Here is an 18,711-nt window from a genome sequence, read left to right as displayed (position 1 = left end):
AAATCAGGGATGAACAATCGAATACCTAACTATCTAAACTTTATGCTGAAAGCGTTCAGCACTGGTTGCTTTGCTTTGTCGGTGGTGCTGTGGAGTTATAGCCTTGTTTGCGCCAACACGGTGAAGGCTCAAGAGCTATCGAAGACACTGGTGAAGCTCCATTTACGTAACAAATCGCTCAAAGAAGTCTTGCAACAGTTGGAACGGGAAAGTGATTTCCGATTTGTGTACAGCGATGGGGCGATTCCGAAAAACAAGTCGCTTTCGCTCGAAATGGAAGGCACAATGGCCGAAGCGCTAAATAAGATTTCGGCGCAAACGCATACGCGTTATGAGCAACAGGGAAACAACCTGGTAGTAACCTATAATCCTCCTAGGCAGATGATGCCACTTTCCGGAAAGATTGTGGACGACCAAGGAATGGCCTTGCCCGGTGCAAGTTTACGTATCCGTGAACTGAACAGGAGCACGGCGGCTAACGAAGAAGGGAACTACCTGATTTCTGTTCCGGCAGGCACTTATACCTTGGAGGTATCCTATGTGTCTTTTGAAACACAGGTGCGAAATGGGGTAGTGGTGGAGGAAGGTAAACCTACGACTGCCGACTTTCAGTTGAAAGCGAAAGGCGGCGAGTTAAATGAGGTAGTGGTTGTAGGATATGGCACGCAAAAGAAAGTAAACTTGACCGGTGCGGTAGATCAGGTGGGCAGTGAAGTATTTGAAGGGCGCGTGGCCGCTAATGCAACGCAAATGCTGGCCGGTGCTGTACCGAACTTAAACATCAATTTACAGGACGGGAAACCGACTCGTTCGCCGAGCTATAATGTGCGAGGTACCACCTCTATTGGTCAGGGTGGAAGCGCCTTGATATTGATTGATGGTGTTGAAGGTGATCCTTCGACCTTGAACCCGAATGATATTGAGTCGGTATCGGTACTGAAAGACGCTTCCTCAGCAGCGGTATACGGTTCGCGCGGTACCTTCGGTGTCGTGTTGATTACAACCAAAAAAGCAGCTTTAGGAAAGACCTCTTTTACTTACAGCGGGAACACGTCCATGCAACAACTAGCGACGCAACCGGATTTTGTGACCGATGGCTACACCTACGCTTCGCACTTTTTTGAAGCTTATAATGCATGGAACAACTATTCGTCGGTGCCGAGTAAGTTAAATAAGACACAAATCTTTACGCTCGATTGGCTGGAAGAGTTTAAAAGGAGGAAAGAGCAGGGCATTACCGAAGAGGTAACCGTAAATGATAATGGTGAATATGTATATTATGGTAATGCGGATTACTTTGGCACCTTGTTGAAAGATAGAACGTGGGCGCAGGACCATAATCTATCTGTATCGGGTACAACGGAAAAATCAGATTTTTATCTATCGGGGCGTCTGTATGACTATAACGGTATTTATCGCTATAATACAGATGATTACAATAGCTATAACCTACGCGCAAAGGGCGGCTTACAGGTAACTGATTGGCTACGGATCAGCAATAATATGGATTTTAATTTATCTAAATATCATGATCCGCAAACGGCCGGTGAAGGAGGGAATATATGGCGCAATATTGACGATGAAGGGCACCCCACGTCGCCCATCTTCAATCCTGACGGTACTTTATCCTATTCTGCGGCTTACACGGTGGGCGACTTTATCTATGGCAAGAACGGTGTGGATAGCAAAAACGATAATTTACGGAATACGACTTCTTTTGAAACGAAGTTTTTTAATAACAGTTTTCATATCCGTGGGGATCTTACTTTCCGTAATCGTGATTTTACGTCTACGCGGATTAGGGTGCCCGTACCTTATAGCGTGAAGGAGGGAGAAACTCTGCTGTTACGTACTTCTTTCAACGATAACATTTATCAGCTTACCGAGAAGTGGCGCTACTTGTTTACGAATCTATACGCGGATTATGAAAAAACTTGGGGCGATCATTATTTTAAAGGTTTGGTAGGTTATAACTATGAGCAGCGGGTCTACGATGCCAATTATATTACCAAGAATGGTTTGTTAACAGAAAATACCGAAAATATTAACTTGGCTTTAGGCGAATCCGTAACAGCTACAGCGGGGTATAATAAGTATCGGATTGCGGGTGTCTTTTTCCGTGCGAATTATATTTTTAAGGATAAATACCTCTTTGAAGTGAACGGTCGTTACGATGGGTCTTCGAAGTTTCCGACCGATGAGCAATGGGCCTTCTTCCCTTCGGCTTCGGTTGGCTGGCGCCTTTCGCAGGAGTCTTTCTGGAATGTTAATCCGAAGGCCATTTCGGATGTGAAGTTACGGGCATCCTACGGTTCTCTTGGAAATGGAAACATCGATCCTTATACCTTCTTAAATACGTATAACATTACAACACAGGGTATTATTTTGAATGGGGCTAAAAATCCCGTAACCTCAAGGCCAACCATACGGCCTGATAACTTGACCTGGGAGACGGCTCGTACAGCTAACTTTGGTTTGGATTTGGTAGCACTAAATAGCAAGCTGACTTTTACCGGTGATATTTATACGCGCAAAACCTTGAATATGTATACGGTTGGTCCTACTTTACCGGATATTTTCGGAGCAGAATCACCAAAGGGTAACTACGCCGACTTAACCACGAATGGATATGAGATATCGATCGGTTATAATGACCAATTTAATATAGCCAACAAACCGTTCCGCTTCAGTGTAAAAGCCGGTTTGGCGGATTACCGTTCGACGATCGACAGGTATAATAATACCACGGGAGCTATTACCGACTATTATGCCGGGCAACGTGTAGGGGATGTTTGGGGCTATGTAACTCAAGGTCTCTTCCAATCGCAGGAAGAAATTGACGCAGCACCTAAACAAACTTTGATTAAATCTTCCAACTCGGGTGTGGTATATCCGGGAGATGTACGCTTTGCGGATTTAGATGGTAATGGCGTTATTGATTATGGTTCGAATACACTGAGCGATCATGGTGACAAGACTATTATTGGTAATACTGAACCGCGTTATATCTATAACTTCAACCTGAATTTAAATTATAGTAACTTTTATGTATCGGCGTTCTTTCAGGGTGTAGGTAAACAGGATTGGTATCCAAGTAACGAGTCGATTTTCTGGGGGCAGTTCAACCGGCCTTATAATAACTTGCCAACGTGGCACCTGAACAATTACTGGACGGAGGATAATCGGGACGCTTACTTGCCCCGTTACGCAGGTTATAATACTTCCATACAAAATACGGCGCAAACTCGTTACCTGCAAAGCGTTGCTTATCTGCGCTTGCGTAACCTGCAGGTAGGATACAATTTGCCTAAAGAATTTGTGCAAAAAGCCGGTCTGCAAGCGGTACGGGTAGGTTTATCCGGTGAGAATCTTTTTACTTGGTCGCCTTTATACAAGCACACCAAGGATATCGATGTAGCGAATATTGGTAAGTCTGACGAAGATGTCAGCGACTCCAATTCCGGAGATGGCTTTAATTATCCAACGATGCGCAGTGTAAGTTTTAATCTGTTAATCAACTTTTAAGATAAACAATCATGTTGAAAGAAATATATAGCGATAGCAGGTCGCAAAACAAGAAATCGAAACGCAATTGTACATTTAAAGTGATGAAAAGAAAATGGATTCTATTGGCCATGGCAGCATTGGCGTTTTCATCTTGCGAATTGAATGAAACGCCTAAGGCTACCGCAACGGAAGAAGATGTTTTTGGGAGCGAAAATGGCTTAGCGGCTTATAGCCGCTCTTTCTATGGCATGCTGCCTGATGCAAGCAATGCTTATAATAGGGATGCAATGGCGGATTATGGCGCAGTAAATAACCTCAACAGCTTTATCCGCGAAGGCGGTTACTCTGCGGAGACAAGTGATGGTTGGAGCTGGGGTGATCTTAGGAATATCAATTATTTCATCGAACATTGCACTGATCCCAATGTGAGTGAAGCTGTACGCAATAATTACATAGGAATTGCCCGTTTCTTCCGTGCCTATTTTTATCTTGATAAGGTTATGCGATTTGGAGATGTGCCTTGGGTAGATCATGCTTTGGGTATTGACGAAACGGACATTTTATATGGGACAAGGGATTCGCGCGCCGTGGTAATGGAGCATGTGATGGAAGATTTGGATTTTGCTTCGCAAAATATTTCATCTACCAGCTCGGACGGATCACTGATAACAAAATGGACCGCGTTAGGCCTGAAAACAAGGGCAGCGCTATTTGAAGCTTCCTATCGGAAATACCACCCGGAGTTGAATTTGCAGGAAAGTGCCAATACTTTTTATCAATATGTAGTAGATGCCGCTACGGAATTAATGGAAAATGGCCCTTATTCTTTGTACACAGGTGCCGGTGTGGAAGGTTCGCAGCGGGCATTATTTATCAGTGACGCACCGCTTACGCAGGAAGTAATGTGGGCGGTAACAATGAGCGAGGATCTGGCGGTAATGAGCAGCGCCAACTGGTGGTGGACATCAGCAACCTACGGTCCGCGTTATAGCTTAGTACGTCCTTTTATTAATACCATTTTGAATCTTGATGGAACGCCTTATACCAGCCGGACAGATTTTCAAACGGAGGAATTTTATGACGAGTGCCAGAATCGTGACTACCGTTTAGCGCAGCTGATCCGCACCCCTGGATATTCTCGTAAGGGAGTGGCAGCACCGCCTAATTTTAGCAGCCATACCTATACAGGTTATCAGCCCATCAAATATACCTTGGACGACCCTCACTATGATAATGGAGCGTACAATACGAACGCGATCCCTTTAATGCGCTATGCGGAAATACTGCTGAATTTTGCGGAGGCGAAGGCTGAGCTAGGTACGTTAACGGATGCAGACTGGGCAAAATCGATCGGAGCATTGCGCGCACGCGCGGGTATTACCGGTGGTTTGACCACCTTGCCAACAACGGTGGACACTTATTTACAGCAAACCTTTTTTCCGGACATAAGTAACCCGATTATCTTGGAAGTTCGTCGCGAGCGACAAGTGGAATTGGCGCTGGAAGGTTTTCGTTTTAACGATTTGAAACGTTGGAAGCATGGCGAGCTCATGGCTAATTTGCAATGGTCGGGAATTTATGTGCCGGCACTGAATGTACTGATGGATCTTGACCATAATGGTAGCTATGATGTGGTATTCTATGATGGCAATACCGAAGGCCCAACAATCGCGGTACCGAGTGGTTGTGCGAAGGTAGCAATTGGCGGGAAAAGTACAAATTACCAGACATTAACGGCAAATAGGCATTTGGAATGGTTTAAAGCACAGCCTAGAAAATGGTATGAGGATGGCCGGCAGTACCTGTATCCTATTCCATCGACGGCCATTGTTAAAAATAACAACTTAAGCCAAAACCCGGGATGGTAAAGTTTTTTTAATTTTAAATAAATAAAATGATCCTTAAAAGAGTTAAGATGAAAAGAAAGATAATAGGCGTATTGTGTCTCCTTATTATAGGTATATCAACATTACAGGCGCAACAATTAAGAGTGGCTACCTTTAATGTACGCTACGCTAATCCGGGTGATACCGGTAACTTATGGGAGGACAGAGCGCCTGTAGTGGCTGCTTTGATCGACTTTCATGATTTTGACATCTTTGGTACCCAAGAAGCACTGAAGAGGCAATTGGACGATATCAGTGCCGCTTTGCCTGAATACCAACGGTATGGTCTAGGCAGAGATGACGGACAGGAAGGGGGCGAGCATTCGGCTATCTATTTTAAAAAAGATCGATTCTTTTTATTAAAGAAAGGCGATTTCTGGTTGTCAGAAACACCGGATAAGCCGAGCTTTGGTTGGGATGCAAAATCGCATAAGCGCATATGCTCGTGGGTGCAGCTGCGCGATAAGAAAAGCAAGCGGGAGTTTTTTGTGTTTAATGCGCATTACGATCATCAAGGTGTACAGGCCCGTAAGGAAAGCAGTAAGTTGATCTTAAATAAGATCAAGGAAATTGCCCAAGGCGCTCCGACAATCTTTACGGGAGATATGAACGGCTCTGAAGAAACGGAATGGTATCAAGCTTTAGCACAGTCGGCTTTGCTGAAGGATACGCAAAAGCTGGTAGCGAAACCGTATAAGCCCAATGCTTCGTTCAATGGTTTTGGCAACGAAAAGTCTCTACAGGCAACGGCAATCATTGATCATATTTTTGTTACCAAAGATTTTAAGGCCCTTAAATGGGGTGTGCTGACGGATACTTACCACGGTAAGTTTCCGTCAGACCACTTTCCGGTGATGGTGGATCTGGAAATCAAATAATGTTTGTAATATTCCGAAAAAACCCTCCGCAATGGAGGTTTTTTTTCAAATTGAATCTCCTGTTATATGCGTTCCTTACCACGGCTATATTCGTGGTTATCAGTAAAAAGCAATTTCGCTGAATGATATGCCAAAATATCTGAATAGCTTTTCCTTGAAATAGCTTACCTATGCATCTTAACCAAGATGAAGCCACTATGCCTCAGGAGCCTAAAATTAGGTATTTGCAAAGCAAGCCTCATTATGATCTACTGGATGGTTTACGGGGAACGGCGGCTATTACAATTGTCGTTTTTCATTTTCTGGAATTTGTATACCCTGACTATAGTCAAAATTTTTTAGGACACGGCTTTTTAGCAGTTGATTTTTTCTTCTGCTTATCGGGTTTTGTCATTGGTTATGCTTATGATGAACGAATAACTAAAATTGGTCCCTGGCAATTTTTTAAGGCAAGGCTTATTCGTTTGCATCCGCTCGTTTTATTGGGGTCTGTATTGGGATTACTTGGCGTTTGGATTGACCCTTTTTCCGACATAGGTTATGATGCAGGGCAGCTCTCGCTCATTTTTATTTTTTCGGTGTTGTTGGTTCCTTATCCCGTTATGCCCGATCGCGGTTATGGTCTGTTTGGACTGAATACACCTTCGTGGTCGTTATTTTTTGAGTATGTAGCGAATATTGTTTACGCTCTTTGGCTCTATAAAATAAGTCGCCAAACCTTATTCCTGCTCTGGTTAGCGGCAATGATTTGGCTTGGTTGGGTGAGTTATGAAGCAGGTACTTTGATCGGTGGTTGGGATGGAAAAAGCGCTTGGGATGGTGCTGCGCGTATTGCCTATTCTTTTTTAGCTGGTCTGCTTGTATATCGTTCGAACTGGTTGGTTAAAAATAAAATGGGCTTTGTTGGGCTTTCCATTTTGCTATTGCTTGCTTTTATAGTTCCATATTTTAAATGGAACTGGTTGGTAGAAGTCGGTATTGTTGTGTTTTATTTCCCTTTGCTACTAACCTTGGGCGTGGGAACAAAGCTTTCGGAAGGCATGAGGTCACTTTGTGTATTTTTCGGCAAAATATCTTATCCTTTATATATGACTCATATTCCCATGATATGGATATTCGGCAATTATTACAATAGTCATCAGGTAGACACGCTTCGGCTGACTTTCATTATAATTCTTGGAACTGCCTTTTCTTTAGGTTTAGCCTATGTTATTATGAGATTGTTTGATACACCCGTTAGGAAATGGTTGCAGTTGAAACAACGACGTGCAGTAATGAGCTCCTCGAACATAGATAAGAAGTAGACCGGCGAATATGCTGTAAGGCGGTTAATCATCTCATTAATATTAAGCGTATGTCTTCGTTTTTAAGATTGCATTTGCGGCATTAAACATGACGGTTACTATTCCGGAATTCCCCGAAATCAGGGATTTACGCAATAGTTTATGCTGCTTACTTTTGATTCATGAATAAACGCTATTTGTTGCTTCTATATTTCATGGTTCATCTGTCAGTTTTTGGGCAGACACCTGCAGTAGTGGATGCTATTGATTTTTCGTCGTATGAAACCTTTCCGGAAGTACAGTTGGATGGCAAGAGATATCTGTATTTACCGGAGGCGAACTTGCTAATTGATAAAGTAGAAAACAGCACCGGAAATATGTTAAGTGAGATAAAGGATGGCATGTACGGCGCTGTGGATAAAAATGGGAAAATCCTTGCGGCTATCGAATACGACGGTATTGAGTTGAAAGACGAGTATAAAGGACAATGGTATGAAGGAATAAGTTACGATTATGAGTTTATTATAACCGAAAAAGAGGGCAAATATGGCGTTATAAATGTCAAGGGTCGTGAGATTAGCCCACCTCAATATGACGGGATAGAGATTATTAATAAGGATTTAATAGGAGTTAAACAACACGGCAAATGGGGGTGGACTGCTGCAGAGGATGGTCATGTCATCCAACAGCCTATTTATGACGAAGTGCGTAAATGCTACTTGAATGATAAGTGTGTGGCGATTTATCTAGGAGATAAGCAAGGAATGGCAAAGGCGGATGGAACCGTTATTATTCCACCTAAATACGTTTTTCTTTCGAATCTTTATACACATTCGGCATCCTACATTGCTTGTTCTGAAAACGGATTATATGGTGTTTTGGATCAAGGGGGAAAGGCGCTTACGTCTACTCAATTTGAGGCGGTATCCTCTTTAGGTGACATTGATTTAATAAAGGTGAAACAAGGAGGTAAATTTGGGGCTATTAACACGCAAGGCAATTGGATTATTCCTGCTGAATACGACCAAATCGACGACTTTGTTAAGCGTTTGGCGATTGTTGCAAAGGATGGGAAACAAGCGGTTGTGGATAGCAGCGGAAAATTGCTCGTCCCTTTTGGCTATGATGAGATTGAATTTCAGGATGCGGAAGGACAACCCGTATTTCCTGCTGCAGCGGCGGTAATGGCGCCCATATCTTATGGGGCTGAGTTGTCGGAGGTAGCTTTAAAGGAGCAAGCAAAAAGGAAAGCAATAGCTGCATTACCCTATACCATTTATGTACAACGGGGCGATCAAAGTAATCGGCTCGACTGGTCCGGTAAACCTATATTTCCGCCCAATCAATTGTTGACGACTGATCCCTTTATCCAAGGAGGAAAATCTTACTATCGCGTTTTCACAAAAGATTTATATGGTGTATATGATGCAGAGGGGGAAGAGATTTTACCGACGAAGTATCACTTACCGCAGGATCAATATGCAATGACGACGGACTATAACCTAGGCGGAATCGATTTGTCCGATTCATCGTTCGTCCCTATATATGATGGTGAAAAGCTGGGCCTATTTAATTTAGTGCAAAAGTCCTTTATAGTTCCTGTGGCTGATCAAAAAATCAGCTGGATTAGCCGACATTATTTGGTTGTGACCCGTAAACTACAGGATAGGGACTACGCCTATGAGGCAGCGCTTTACAACAGCGAGGGGCAATGTGTCAGGGGTTTTGATGCCAATGTTTACGATTATCATCCTGTTAGTGAAAATTTCTTCCTGCTGGAGCGGGAAGACCAAAGTTTACAACTGATAAATGGCGATGGAAAGGTCGTCTATGAAAATCCAAGTTGGAAGGGCAGTTTGCGAAAGCAGGGCTTCGGCTTACCTATTAATGAAAATCAGGATGCAGTTCCGTTTGAAAGCGGCCTGCTAAAAATAAGCGGTGATCAGCACAACCTTTTCATCGATTTGCAGGCTAGAGAAAGGCGCTTTGCAGGATACACGGCGGTGGGAAATTTTTATAAGGGGCTAGCCTTCGTCGTGAAAAAAGCGGAGGATGGAAAGGATCGCTACGGGGTAATCAATAAAGATGGGAAAGAGCTAATTCCGGCAAAACTGGAACAAATCAATACCGTATACGACCACCCCAATTTATTGCTGGTACGCCAAGATAATCAATACGGGCTGTGGAGTCGAGAAGGGAAATTCTTATTAAACCTAGAATACGATGATATAGAAATCAATAGTTCGCAACGCTATGTGCGAATTGTGAAAAACGGTAAAATTGGTTTGGCAACTAAAGACGGGGAAATAGTGCTTGCCCCAAAATATGATGAGTTATTTGTTAACTATGAGGGTGATGAGCACACTTGGCCCGTCTTGGTAAAAGAGAGGGAGTGGTATCACATCGTAGCCAAGGACGGAACGATTTATCCAATAAAGACGCAGAAAAAAGGAGCTTATTAATATGGGAAGATACTTTTATATCGTTGTTTGGCTTTTGCTTCCCATACTTGGCGCAGGGCAAGGGAAGGAAAATGACAGTCAAGGATCGATAGCTGGCCAAGTTGAACAGCTGACCAGTTTGGCTTCTTTTTATCATGGTTATGCACGCGTTAAGAAAGGAGAAAAAGAATACTATATAAACAAACAGGGCGGGAAGGCTTTTGATACAGTAGTTCCGAACGCAAATGTCATGTTAGGGAATAAAGACGATATCGCCGCCTATGATGAGTCTGTTAAAAGTGAACTACTACCAACTAAGGTAATCCCCTTTATAAAGGACGGGAAATGGGGAGTGATGAACCCACGGGGTGAAGTTTTATTGAAGGCAGCGTATGACAGTGTGGGAGTTGATAATCCCTATTACTGGAAATTGAAGAAGGCTAACGAAATTTCCTTCTACCTTAAAGGGGGAAAGATGTTGCCGTTTTTTGAGGATGTCGGCTATTTAGATGGTAATTACTTTGATGTAAAACAACAAGGAAAGTGGGGTATTTACAGCTTCAAAGAGCAAAAGTTGGTAATACCGGCCATCTTTGATGCCTTTGATTACTGCGGTGGTTGTGGAAGAAAACCTTCTTATGTATATGCAAGTCATAATGGTAAGTGGGGTATTCTGGATTGGAACGGAAAAGAACTACTTCCCTTTGTTTATGAACATGGTCACTATGGCATGCGGAGCGATAATTGGGTAGAATCTTTTACGAAGAATGGGAAGCGCTTAATTGTACATATTCCCACTAGAAAAGAATTCCTGGCAGATGAACAGGACGATTATCCTAAAATCGTTGCAGGTCTTTTGCTGGTTAAAGAAATTATAAACGTAGCGCATCGGCAAACTGTTAAAACAGGAAATAATGGTTCTATGGCGCGATATGGTATTGGTATCTACGGGCAGGATGGAGAAATGGTTTCACCGCCACAGTATGAATGGATCGACGAACCGAATGCTAATTCTTACCTAGGGTATTATGGACCTTATCTTCTCGCAAAAGCCGATGGTAAGATGGGTGTTGTTAACCACTCGGGGAAATGGGTACTGCCGGCTCAATATGATGATGTAAAGGTTTATGATGATTATTTTGTAGCTAGAAAGGATAACCTGGCCATCTTATTTGACAAGAATCAAAAAGAACTATTGCAGGTCAATAATGCAGAAATTACGCATGCCAACGAGTATTTCTACTCCAATGGTAGTGATGGTTTAGCCGTTTTTAAAGTTAAGCAGCGTGCTTACTACGGTCTTTATTTCGTGGACAACGTAAGGTATTACCCGCCGGAGTTTTATGACGTGGATATCAAAGCTAAATTTGATGGTGAAAATCGAAACTTGATTGTGGGGGAAAAGCAAGGGCTTTTTACGGTATTCGATGCTCATGGAAATTTGTTGATACCGGGACAGTATAATGGCTTCTCTTTTTTGGAAAGCTTACCGGATTCGTTAGCGGAAATTGTGCGGGGTAAGAAAGTGGGCCTATATAACGTGAAATCACAAAAGGAAGTTATACCGCCTGTTTACGACCATTTTGAGCTGATGGGACCGCAGCACGAATTGATAATGACAACGAAAGGGGACTATGATAAACCTGCCTATGAATTTTGGAACCTACAGGGACAAAAAATTATTGGTAAAACCTTCACCGACAAGGACACCATAAACACCCAATATTGTCTGTTAAAAAACGACCAAAACGGTTATTCACTGTTTAATGTAGAAACGAAGCAAGTTCGATTTTTAGATTACGCTTATGTTTGGAAGGTGGGCTCGTCGCGTCTGCTCTTTGTATCAGATGATGGGAGAAAGGGGAAGCTTTTTGATATTTTGGAGGATAGAGAGCTTGGGACCGTTTATGATGCCAGTCAGTTTAACTTTGAATTGAATGGCGAACGGAATACCACCTATGTTACGCTGTTTCCTTTCAAAAATGGTTTTGCAAAGATCGTAAAACATGGAGAATATGGTTTTATAGATGAAAAAGGAAAGGAGCTTCTACCTCCAAAATATGCCAAGGTATCGGATTTCAACGGAGCAGGGCTTGCCGTTGTAGTTGATGCCCGGAAGCTCCAAGAAATGGGTTATAACAACCGGCTGTGGCCCGTAAATATCATCGATAAGAGCGGGCGAACTTTACTTTCTGAAGGTTATGTAGCGCCTGATCTACAATTTTCGGATTTTTCTGAACTGTTTCTGAACGATAAAATATTGCTTTTTAAAATGCTTTCACATACGAGCGAATTGCGCGTTGGCCTAGCCGATAGTAAGGGGCAAGTGCTATTGGAGCCGATTTACAATGACATCATTCCGACGAAGAATAATCGCCTACTTTTACTAAAGAAAGGAGCTAAATTCGGATTGGCCACCTTTGAAGGAAAGATTATAGTTCCGGTGCAGTATGCAAACATGGGCTTGGGAAATGGTGCTTTTTATACGAGTTCGGACAGCGTCGATATGTTTCCGGTACCGGTCTTCAACGACGATAAATGGTTCTATATTGATGAGACAGGCAAAAAACTACCCCTTGAAGCAGCTAATTTAGATGATTTACTGTATTAAACTATATTGTACACTTATATAAATATTCCGACGGCAAACTGATCATCGTTATGGTTTCTGTTAACGGATTTGCCCCCTGAATTGTATGAGTATACCCCCCTTGTTTGCAGAGTGCACTCCGTAGGTTTGTGTGATAAAACCAATTTTTAGTATAAACACAAATATGAACCAAAATGAATGTACCTATTTTATTTAAAAAGCTAGGATGGATGATTCCAGTGGGATCGCTGTTCTTTGCCTGTTCAAAGCAGGAGCTGGGTGAAGTAAAAACAAGTTCAGGTGTTGATGGCAAATTAAGCAACACGGAGAATGTAGTGTTACAGCAAAGTCCCGTGGTCTTGGTTGACGCTTCTTCATTTAACAATTACACAACCTTTGAGCAAAAATGGAATTATCTTTATCCCTGGGGCAGTGATCATAATGGGACGGCACGCATGTACGGAAGTTCTACCGATCATAATCACATTTATTTAACAGGAACGGACTTAAATATTTTGGCTACCCGAATAAACTGGAATGAAGGAAATAGTCCGCATGATCCGTATCTACCCATTCGCTACCATTCGGGTGCTATTCATTTAAAGGAGAAGATAACTTTTACCGACGCGCTTCCCTATTGGGAAATCCGAGGTGATTTTCAAGTGCCAACGGTTCGTGGTTCTTGGCCGGCCTTCTGGTTAACAGGTGCCGATAGCTGGCCTCCGGAAAGCGATATAATGGAGTTTAAGGGCGATAGCCGAAATTGGCAGAATACCGCTACGGGGCCTAGTTGGCAAAATGTTACTTGGCAAAATAAGATTACCCCGGTAACCAACGCCGGTAATTGGCATAATTATATGCTACGCGTACGTCGCGTGTCGGCGACACATGTCGATTTAGATTACTATATAGACAATCAACTCATGGCCACACACCGCGCCGATTTTATGAATAAGCCTTTTTGGTTGATTATTAATATGCAAATGGAAGGATCAAGCGGAGAACCCGGGCCGCAAGAAGCTTTAATGAAAGCAAGAAATATTTATGTAGCAGGGTCCACTACGGCTTTTTAATTTAATTAATAACATAGAAATCCATGCATAAATAAAGTCACCTATTTTATATTGTACTAAGTATTGAGACACTTAATATGCCGACAGGCTGTAATAAGAAGCGTAAATTGGATTCGCTGGATATAGGAACTTCGGGTGTATCAATCTTTATAAATGTATGTTGTGTTTGGTTATAATGATCGAATGTGTAACCGAATTGGTTGCACATTTCAGTTTGATCCTAATGACACCTTTGGCTGAGAGAGATACAATTAAATAGAGACGCTGTTTTACAGCAGAACCCAGGTTATAATTAATGTTAAGAGAGGTCTGCTTCATAGAGAGTCTCTATAGTTAATAAAGATCGGGTTGTTTGTTGTTCACATCGAGGAGCTCCTTAGGGAGCTTCTTTTTCCTGAATAAGGTTTGCTAACCATCGAGTGGATTACTATCTTAACGCAAATAAAATATTAAATGAAAAAGCATTTTATTCTTTTAGGAGTCATACTTTCATCGTTACTATATACTGTGTTAAATGCGCAGGAGCTGCCAGATAAAGTGGAAGTAATTAATATCATTCGCCAGGTAAATGATTATTGGCAAAGTAAACACCCCGCCAATGTACGGGCTTTTTGGGATAATGCCGCTTATCATACGGGTAATATGGAAGCCTATCAGGTTACACAGGAGGAACGCTATCGTAAATACTCGGAAGATTGGGCCATACACAACGAGTGGCAAGGCGCAAAATCCACCGATAAAGCGACTTGGAAGTATTCCTATGGAGAAACGGACGAATATGTGTTGTTTGGTGATTGGCAGATCTGTTTCCAAACGTATATTGATTTGTATAAATTGAATCCGGACGAAAGGAAAATCGCTCGTGCAAAAGAGGTTATGCAATATCAAATGAGCACTGGTAAAAACGATTATTGGTGGTGGGTTGATGGTCTTTATATGGTAATGCCTGTAATGACAAAGCTATATACCGTCACAAAAGATCAGCAATACTTGAACAAGTTGTATGCGTATTTCAGTTTTGCAAAAAACCTAATGTATGATGAAGACGCCAAGCTGTTTTATCGCGATGCTAAATACATTTATCCAAAGCATAAGACCAGCAATGGGAAAAAGGATTTTTGGGCACGGGGAGATGGTTGGCTTTTTGCAGGTTTAGCAAAGGTACTAACCGATCTACCGAAGGATGATGCCCATCGAAAGGAATATGAACAACTTTTTAAGGAGATGGCGAAGGCTGTTCGGAAGGCCCGGCAACCCGAAGGATACTGGACGCGAAGTTTGCTGGATTCACAACATGCTCCTGGTTATGAAACAAGTGGCACGGCCTTTTTTACTTATGGATACTTATGGGGGATTAATAATGGTTTGTTGAGTGAAAAGCAATATCTGCCCACCGTTAAAAAAGCATGGACTTATCTGAGCGAGGTAGCACTACAGCCTGATGGTAAAGTAGGTTATGTTCAGCCCATTGGCGAAAAAGCAATCCCTGGTCAGGTTGTCGATATCAAATCGGAAGCAAATTTCGGTGTTGGAGCGTTTCTGTTGGCTTCGGCCGAGCTTTTCCGCTATTTGGAGCGAACTAAGTGATAGCTTGTGAAGATATAAAGGTTGTAATAAATGTCTTATTTACATTTTTTGAAAACGTTGGCATTGTTGAAAAAAAGATATATTTTTGAATGGTAACCATAACGCAACCATTTATGAACAACGCAAGAAGAAACTTTATTAAAAAATCAACGGCGCTTGCCGCAGCAACAGGCTTATCAGCTGCTTTCCCTAATCTCTACAGCATTGCTGCAGGACATGCTCAGCAAAAAATCAGAATAGGGGCTATTGGGATTAACGGAATGGGCTGGGCGGATTTGAATGCGATTTTAAAACATCCGGATGTAGTATGTACGGCACTCTGTGATGTTGACAAAAATGTATTGGATAAACGAACGAAGGAACTTGCCGATCGTGGTATAAAAACGAAAGGATATAATAATTATCGAGACCTACTGGCCAGCAAGGATGTGGATGCGGTCGTAATCGGCACACCGGATCATTGGCATTGCTTGCAGATGATTGAAGCTTGTCAAGCTGGGAAGGATGTTTATGTAGAAAAACCCTTAGGCAACTCGATTACGGAATGTAAAGCCATGGTGGCTGCTGCAAAGAAATACGACCGAGTGGTGCAGGTAGGACAGTGGCAACGTAGCCAGCAGCACTTTAAAGATGCAATGGCCTTTGTTCATTCGGGAAAACTGGGTAAGATACGTTTGGTAAAAGCCTGGGCTTACCAAGGATGGATGAAAAGTATTCCGATTAAACCGGACGCCCCTGTACCGGCCGGTGTGGATTATGACCTCTGGCTGGGTCCGGCAAAAAAACGTCCTTTCAATCCTAATCGCTTCCATTTTGAGTTTAGGTGGTTCTGGGATTATGCAGGGGGATTGATGACTGATTGGGGTGTTCATATGCTTGATTATGCACTCATCGGTATGAAGGCAACTACGCCAAAATCCATTATGGCTGCAGGTGGAAAGTTCGCCTATCCGGAGGATGCCGCCGAAACACCGGATACACTGACAACGGTCTTTGAATTTGATGACTTTAACATCCAATGGGAGCATGCCAATGGCATCGATGGAGGTCCTTATGGTCGAAACCACGGGGTTGCCTTTATCGGAAATAAAGGAACATTGGTGGTGAATCGTGACGGTTGGGAGGTAATACCCGAAGGTGATCGGATGGAAGCGGTGCCATTGCAGAAGAAAGTGGATAATGGGTTGGATCTGCACGCCGTTAATTTTATCGAAGCGGTGAAAAGCCGTGATAAGGCTTCACTCAATACGCCGATTGAAGCGGGAGCTCACATTGCGATATTTTCCCAAATGGGTAATATTGCCTACCGTACAGGGAAAAAGATTTATTGGGACGAAGAAAAAGGTTCTTTTAATGATACAGATGCCGATAAGCTAATCACAGCGTCTTATAATAACGGTTATACAATACCTCAAGTCTAACAATTTAGTTGTTCATGTTATCAACCAACTCATTCCGTACACTGATTATTATTTCACTAATCCTTTTAGCACCTGCTGGCAGGCAGCTGCTTTTTGCTCAACAGGGGCCAAAGGCGATAGCTGAAAAAGATTATGTCGCCTATCTTTTCACTTACTTTACCGGAAACCGTATGGAGGAAGAGGCTGTGCGATTTGCTGTTAGCTTGGACGGCTACCATTATAAGGCGCTTAATAATGACTTACCAATACTGGATTCCAAAAAGATCAGCTCAACCGGTGGAGTGCGCGATCCTCACATCCTTCGTGGAGAGGATGGGAAAACCTTTTATATGGTACTGACAGATATGGTCTCAGCAAAAGGATGGGACTCCAATCGGGCGATGGTGTTGCTGAAGTCTACTGACTTGATCAATTGGACTTCGCACGTTGTCAATATACAGCAAAGATATGCTAATCAGGATAAGTTGTTGCGCGTATGGGCTCCGCAAACAATTTACGACCCACAGGCCGCGAAGTATATGGTATATTGGTCAATGAAATATGGTGATGAACCGGACAAGATTTATTATGCCTACGCCAATCCGGATTTCTCGGATCTGGAAGGCGAGCCGAAACAATTGTTTTTTCCTTCGAATGGGAAATCGTGTATAGATGGAGATATTGTACGGAAGGATAATACCTATTACTTATTTTATAAGACGGAAGGACATGGTAATGGCATCAAAGTAGCGAAAGCTGCTTCGCTTACGGATGGTAACTGGGAAGAATCGGTAGATTATAAACAACAAACTACAGATGCGGTGGAAGGCTCCTGCGTATTTAAGTTAATCGGAACGGATACTTATGTATTGATGTATGACGTATATGGAAAGGGCAGGTATCAATTTACAAAGAGCACCGATCTGGAACATTTCTCAGTTATTGATAATGAAGTGTCAATGAATTTCCACCCGCGGCATGGAACGGTGATGCCAATAACGAGAACAGAGTTGAAACGTCTCACAAATAAATGGGGAAATCCTGGTATCGACCTTGAATCGCTTCGTCAAAACCCGGTGTTGGAGGGTTATTATGCCGATCCGGAAATACTATACGCTCAGAAAACGAAAAAGTATTATTTGTACCCTACTAGTGACGGATTTGATCATTGGGGCGGTTATTCCTTTAAAACATTCTCGTCCGACAACTTGGTCGATTGGAAGGACGAAGGGGTTATCCTCGACTTAAAAAAGAACGTGCCTTGGGCCGGCCGCAACGCTTGGGCCCCGGCTATTGAAGAAAAGAAGATAGATGGTAAATACAAGTATTTTTATTATTACTCCGGCGCACAAAAAATCGGTGTCGCGGTAGCTAATGAACCGACAGGTCCCTTTAGGGACATTGGAAAACCTTTAATTGCTTCTAAACCAAAGGGAATAAACCGTGGACAAGAGATTGATCCCGATGTGTTTACAGATCCAAAATCGGGTAAGAGCTATTTATATTGGGGCAATGGATATATGGCTGTAGCAGAGTTGAATAAAGATATGGTTTCGATTAAGGAAAGTACGGTAAAGGTCATAACACCCGACAAAACTTTCCGTGAAGGAACGTATGTCTTTTATAGGAAGGGACTTTATTATTTTCTTTGGTCGGAAGATGATACGAGAAGCGAAAATTATCGCGTACGATACGGTACCGCAAAATCACCACTCGGACCCATAGAAATTCCGGAAAACAATTTAGTACTGGCAAAGGATCCATCGCAGGGCATCTATGGCACTGGACACAATTCCGTATTGCAGATTCCGGGTAAAGATGAGTGGTATATGGTTTATCATCGCTTTAGCAGGCCCGATGGGATCAAAATGGGAGAAGCAGCCGGTTACCATCGAGAAGTATGTATTGATAAAATGTCTTTTGACAGTGAGGGGCGGATTTTACCGGTTAAGCCAAGTCTTCATGGGATAGAAGGGGTGAAATGAATCAACTAGTTAATGTGAAATAATGGTAATGATACCTTTTCGTCCTGTTTGCCTATCGATTTGGCATGCGTGCTTACTGCT

10 protein-coding genes are annotated in these 18,711 nt (G+C 42.6%); all 10 read left to right on the top strand.

What is annotated here, in order from left to right; translation table 11 throughout:
- Window positions 1-9: 9 nt before the first annotated feature.
- The 10 genes from QT327_RS27645 to QT327_RS27600 all read left to right on the top strand — a co-directional run bounded on the left by QT327_RS27645 (window position 10) and on the right by QT327_RS27600 (window position 18,630).
- Window positions 10-3,525 (top strand): SusC/RagA family TonB-linked outer membrane protein, encoded by a 3,516-nt coding sequence (locus tag QT327_RS27645; protein WP_289554373.1) that lies wholly within the window; start codon window positions 10-12, stop codon window positions 3,523-3,525.
- Window positions 3,526-3,536: 11 nt separating this feature from the next.
- Window positions 3,537-5,375, top strand: a complete 1,839-nt coding sequence (locus tag QT327_RS27640) for a RagB/SusD family nutrient uptake outer membrane protein (protein ID WP_289554372.1) — start codon at window positions 3,537-3,539, stop codon at window positions 5,373-5,375.
- Between the two features lie 47 nt (window positions 5,376-5,422).
- Complete coding sequence (locus QT327_RS27635) at window positions 5,423-6,271, top strand: endonuclease/exonuclease/phosphatase family protein (RefSeq protein ID WP_130855090.1); 849 nt, start codon at window positions 5,423-5,425, stop codon at window positions 6,269-6,271.
- A 170-nt stretch (window positions 6,272-6,441) separates the two neighbouring features.
- Window positions 6,442-7,575, top strand: a complete 1,134-nt coding sequence (locus tag QT327_RS27630) for an acyltransferase family protein (protein ID WP_130855091.1) — start codon at window positions 6,442-6,444, stop codon at window positions 7,573-7,575.
- A gap of 161 nt (window positions 7,576-7,736) precedes the next feature.
- On the top strand, window positions 7,737-10,016 hold the full coding sequence (locus QT327_RS27625; protein ID WP_289554371.1) for a WG repeat-containing protein: 2,280 nt from the start codon (window positions 7,737-7,739) through the stop codon (window positions 10,014-10,016).
- 1 nt (window position 10,017) lies between these two features.
- Window positions 10,018-12,606 (top strand): WG repeat-containing protein, encoded by a 2,589-nt coding sequence (locus QT327_RS27620; protein WP_289554370.1) that lies wholly within the window; start codon window positions 10,018-10,020, stop codon window positions 12,604-12,606.
- Window positions 12,607-12,779: 173 nt separating this feature from the next.
- Complete coding sequence (locus QT327_RS27615; RefSeq protein ID WP_130855094.1) at window positions 12,780-13,658, top strand: LamG domain-containing protein; 879 nt, start codon at window positions 12,780-12,782, stop codon at window positions 13,656-13,658.
- Window positions 13,659-14,111: 453 nt separating this feature from the next.
- Window positions 14,112-15,245, top strand: a complete 1,134-nt coding sequence (locus QT327_RS27610; protein WP_130855095.1) for a glycoside hydrolase family 88/105 protein — start codon at window positions 14,112-14,114, stop codon at window positions 15,243-15,245.
- Between the two features lie 113 nt (window positions 15,246-15,358).
- Window positions 15,359-16,666: a Gfo/Idh/MocA family protein gene (locus tag QT327_RS27605; RefSeq protein WP_130855096.1), complete on the top strand. Its 1,308-nt coding sequence runs from the start codon at window positions 15,359-15,361 to the stop codon at window positions 16,664-16,666.
- A 14-nt stretch (window positions 16,667-16,680) separates the two neighbouring features.
- On the top strand, window positions 16,681-18,630 hold the full coding sequence (locus tag QT327_RS27600; RefSeq protein WP_130855097.1) for a glycoside hydrolase family 43 protein: 1,950 nt from the start codon (window positions 16,681-16,683) through the stop codon (window positions 18,628-18,630).
- Window positions 18,631-18,711 lie beyond the last annotated feature (81 nt).

The organism is Olivibacter sp. 47 (assembly GCF_030372825.1).
Lineage (GTDB): Bacteria > Bacteroidota > Bacteroidia > Sphingobacteriales > Sphingobacteriaceae > Olivibacter > Olivibacter oleidegradans.
Note: the sequence above shows the minus strand (reverse complement) of the source record. Positions and strands in the feature narration are given on the sequence as shown.

Excerpts from the sequence above, each read along its gene's own strand:
- QT327_RS27645 (WP_289554373.1), top strand. The coding sequence starts at position 10 with ATGAACAATCGAATACCTAACTATCTAAACTTTATGCTGAAAGCGTTC.
- QT327_RS27640 (WP_289554372.1), top strand. The coding sequence starts at position 3,537 with ATGTTGAAAGAAATATATAGCGATAGCAGGTCGCAAAACAAGAAATCG.
- QT327_RS27635 (WP_130855090.1), top strand. The coding sequence starts at position 5,423 with ATGAAAAGAAAGATAATAGGCGTATTGTGTCTCCTTATTATAGGTATA.
- QT327_RS27630 (WP_130855091.1), top strand. The coding sequence starts at position 6,442 with ATGCATCTTAACCAAGATGAAGCCACTATGCCTCAGGAGCCTAAAATT.
- QT327_RS27625 (WP_289554371.1), top strand. The coding sequence starts at position 7,737 with ATGAATAAACGCTATTTGTTGCTTCTATATTTCATGGTTCATCTGTCA.
- QT327_RS27620 (WP_289554370.1), top strand. The coding sequence starts at position 10,018 with ATGGGAAGATACTTTTATATCGTTGTTTGGCTTTTGCTTCCCATACTT.
- QT327_RS27615 (WP_130855094.1), top strand. The coding sequence starts at position 12,780 with ATGAATGTACCTATTTTATTTAAAAAGCTAGGATGGATGATTCCAGTG.
- QT327_RS27610 (WP_130855095.1), top strand. The coding sequence starts at position 14,112 with ATGAAAAAGCATTTTATTCTTTTAGGAGTCATACTTTCATCGTTACTA.
- QT327_RS27605 (WP_130855096.1), top strand. The coding sequence starts at position 15,359 with ATGAACAACGCAAGAAGAAACTTTATTAAAAAATCAACGGCGCTTGCC.
- QT327_RS27600 (WP_130855097.1), top strand. The coding sequence starts at position 16,681 with ATGTTATCAACCAACTCATTCCGTACACTGATTATTATTTCACTAATC.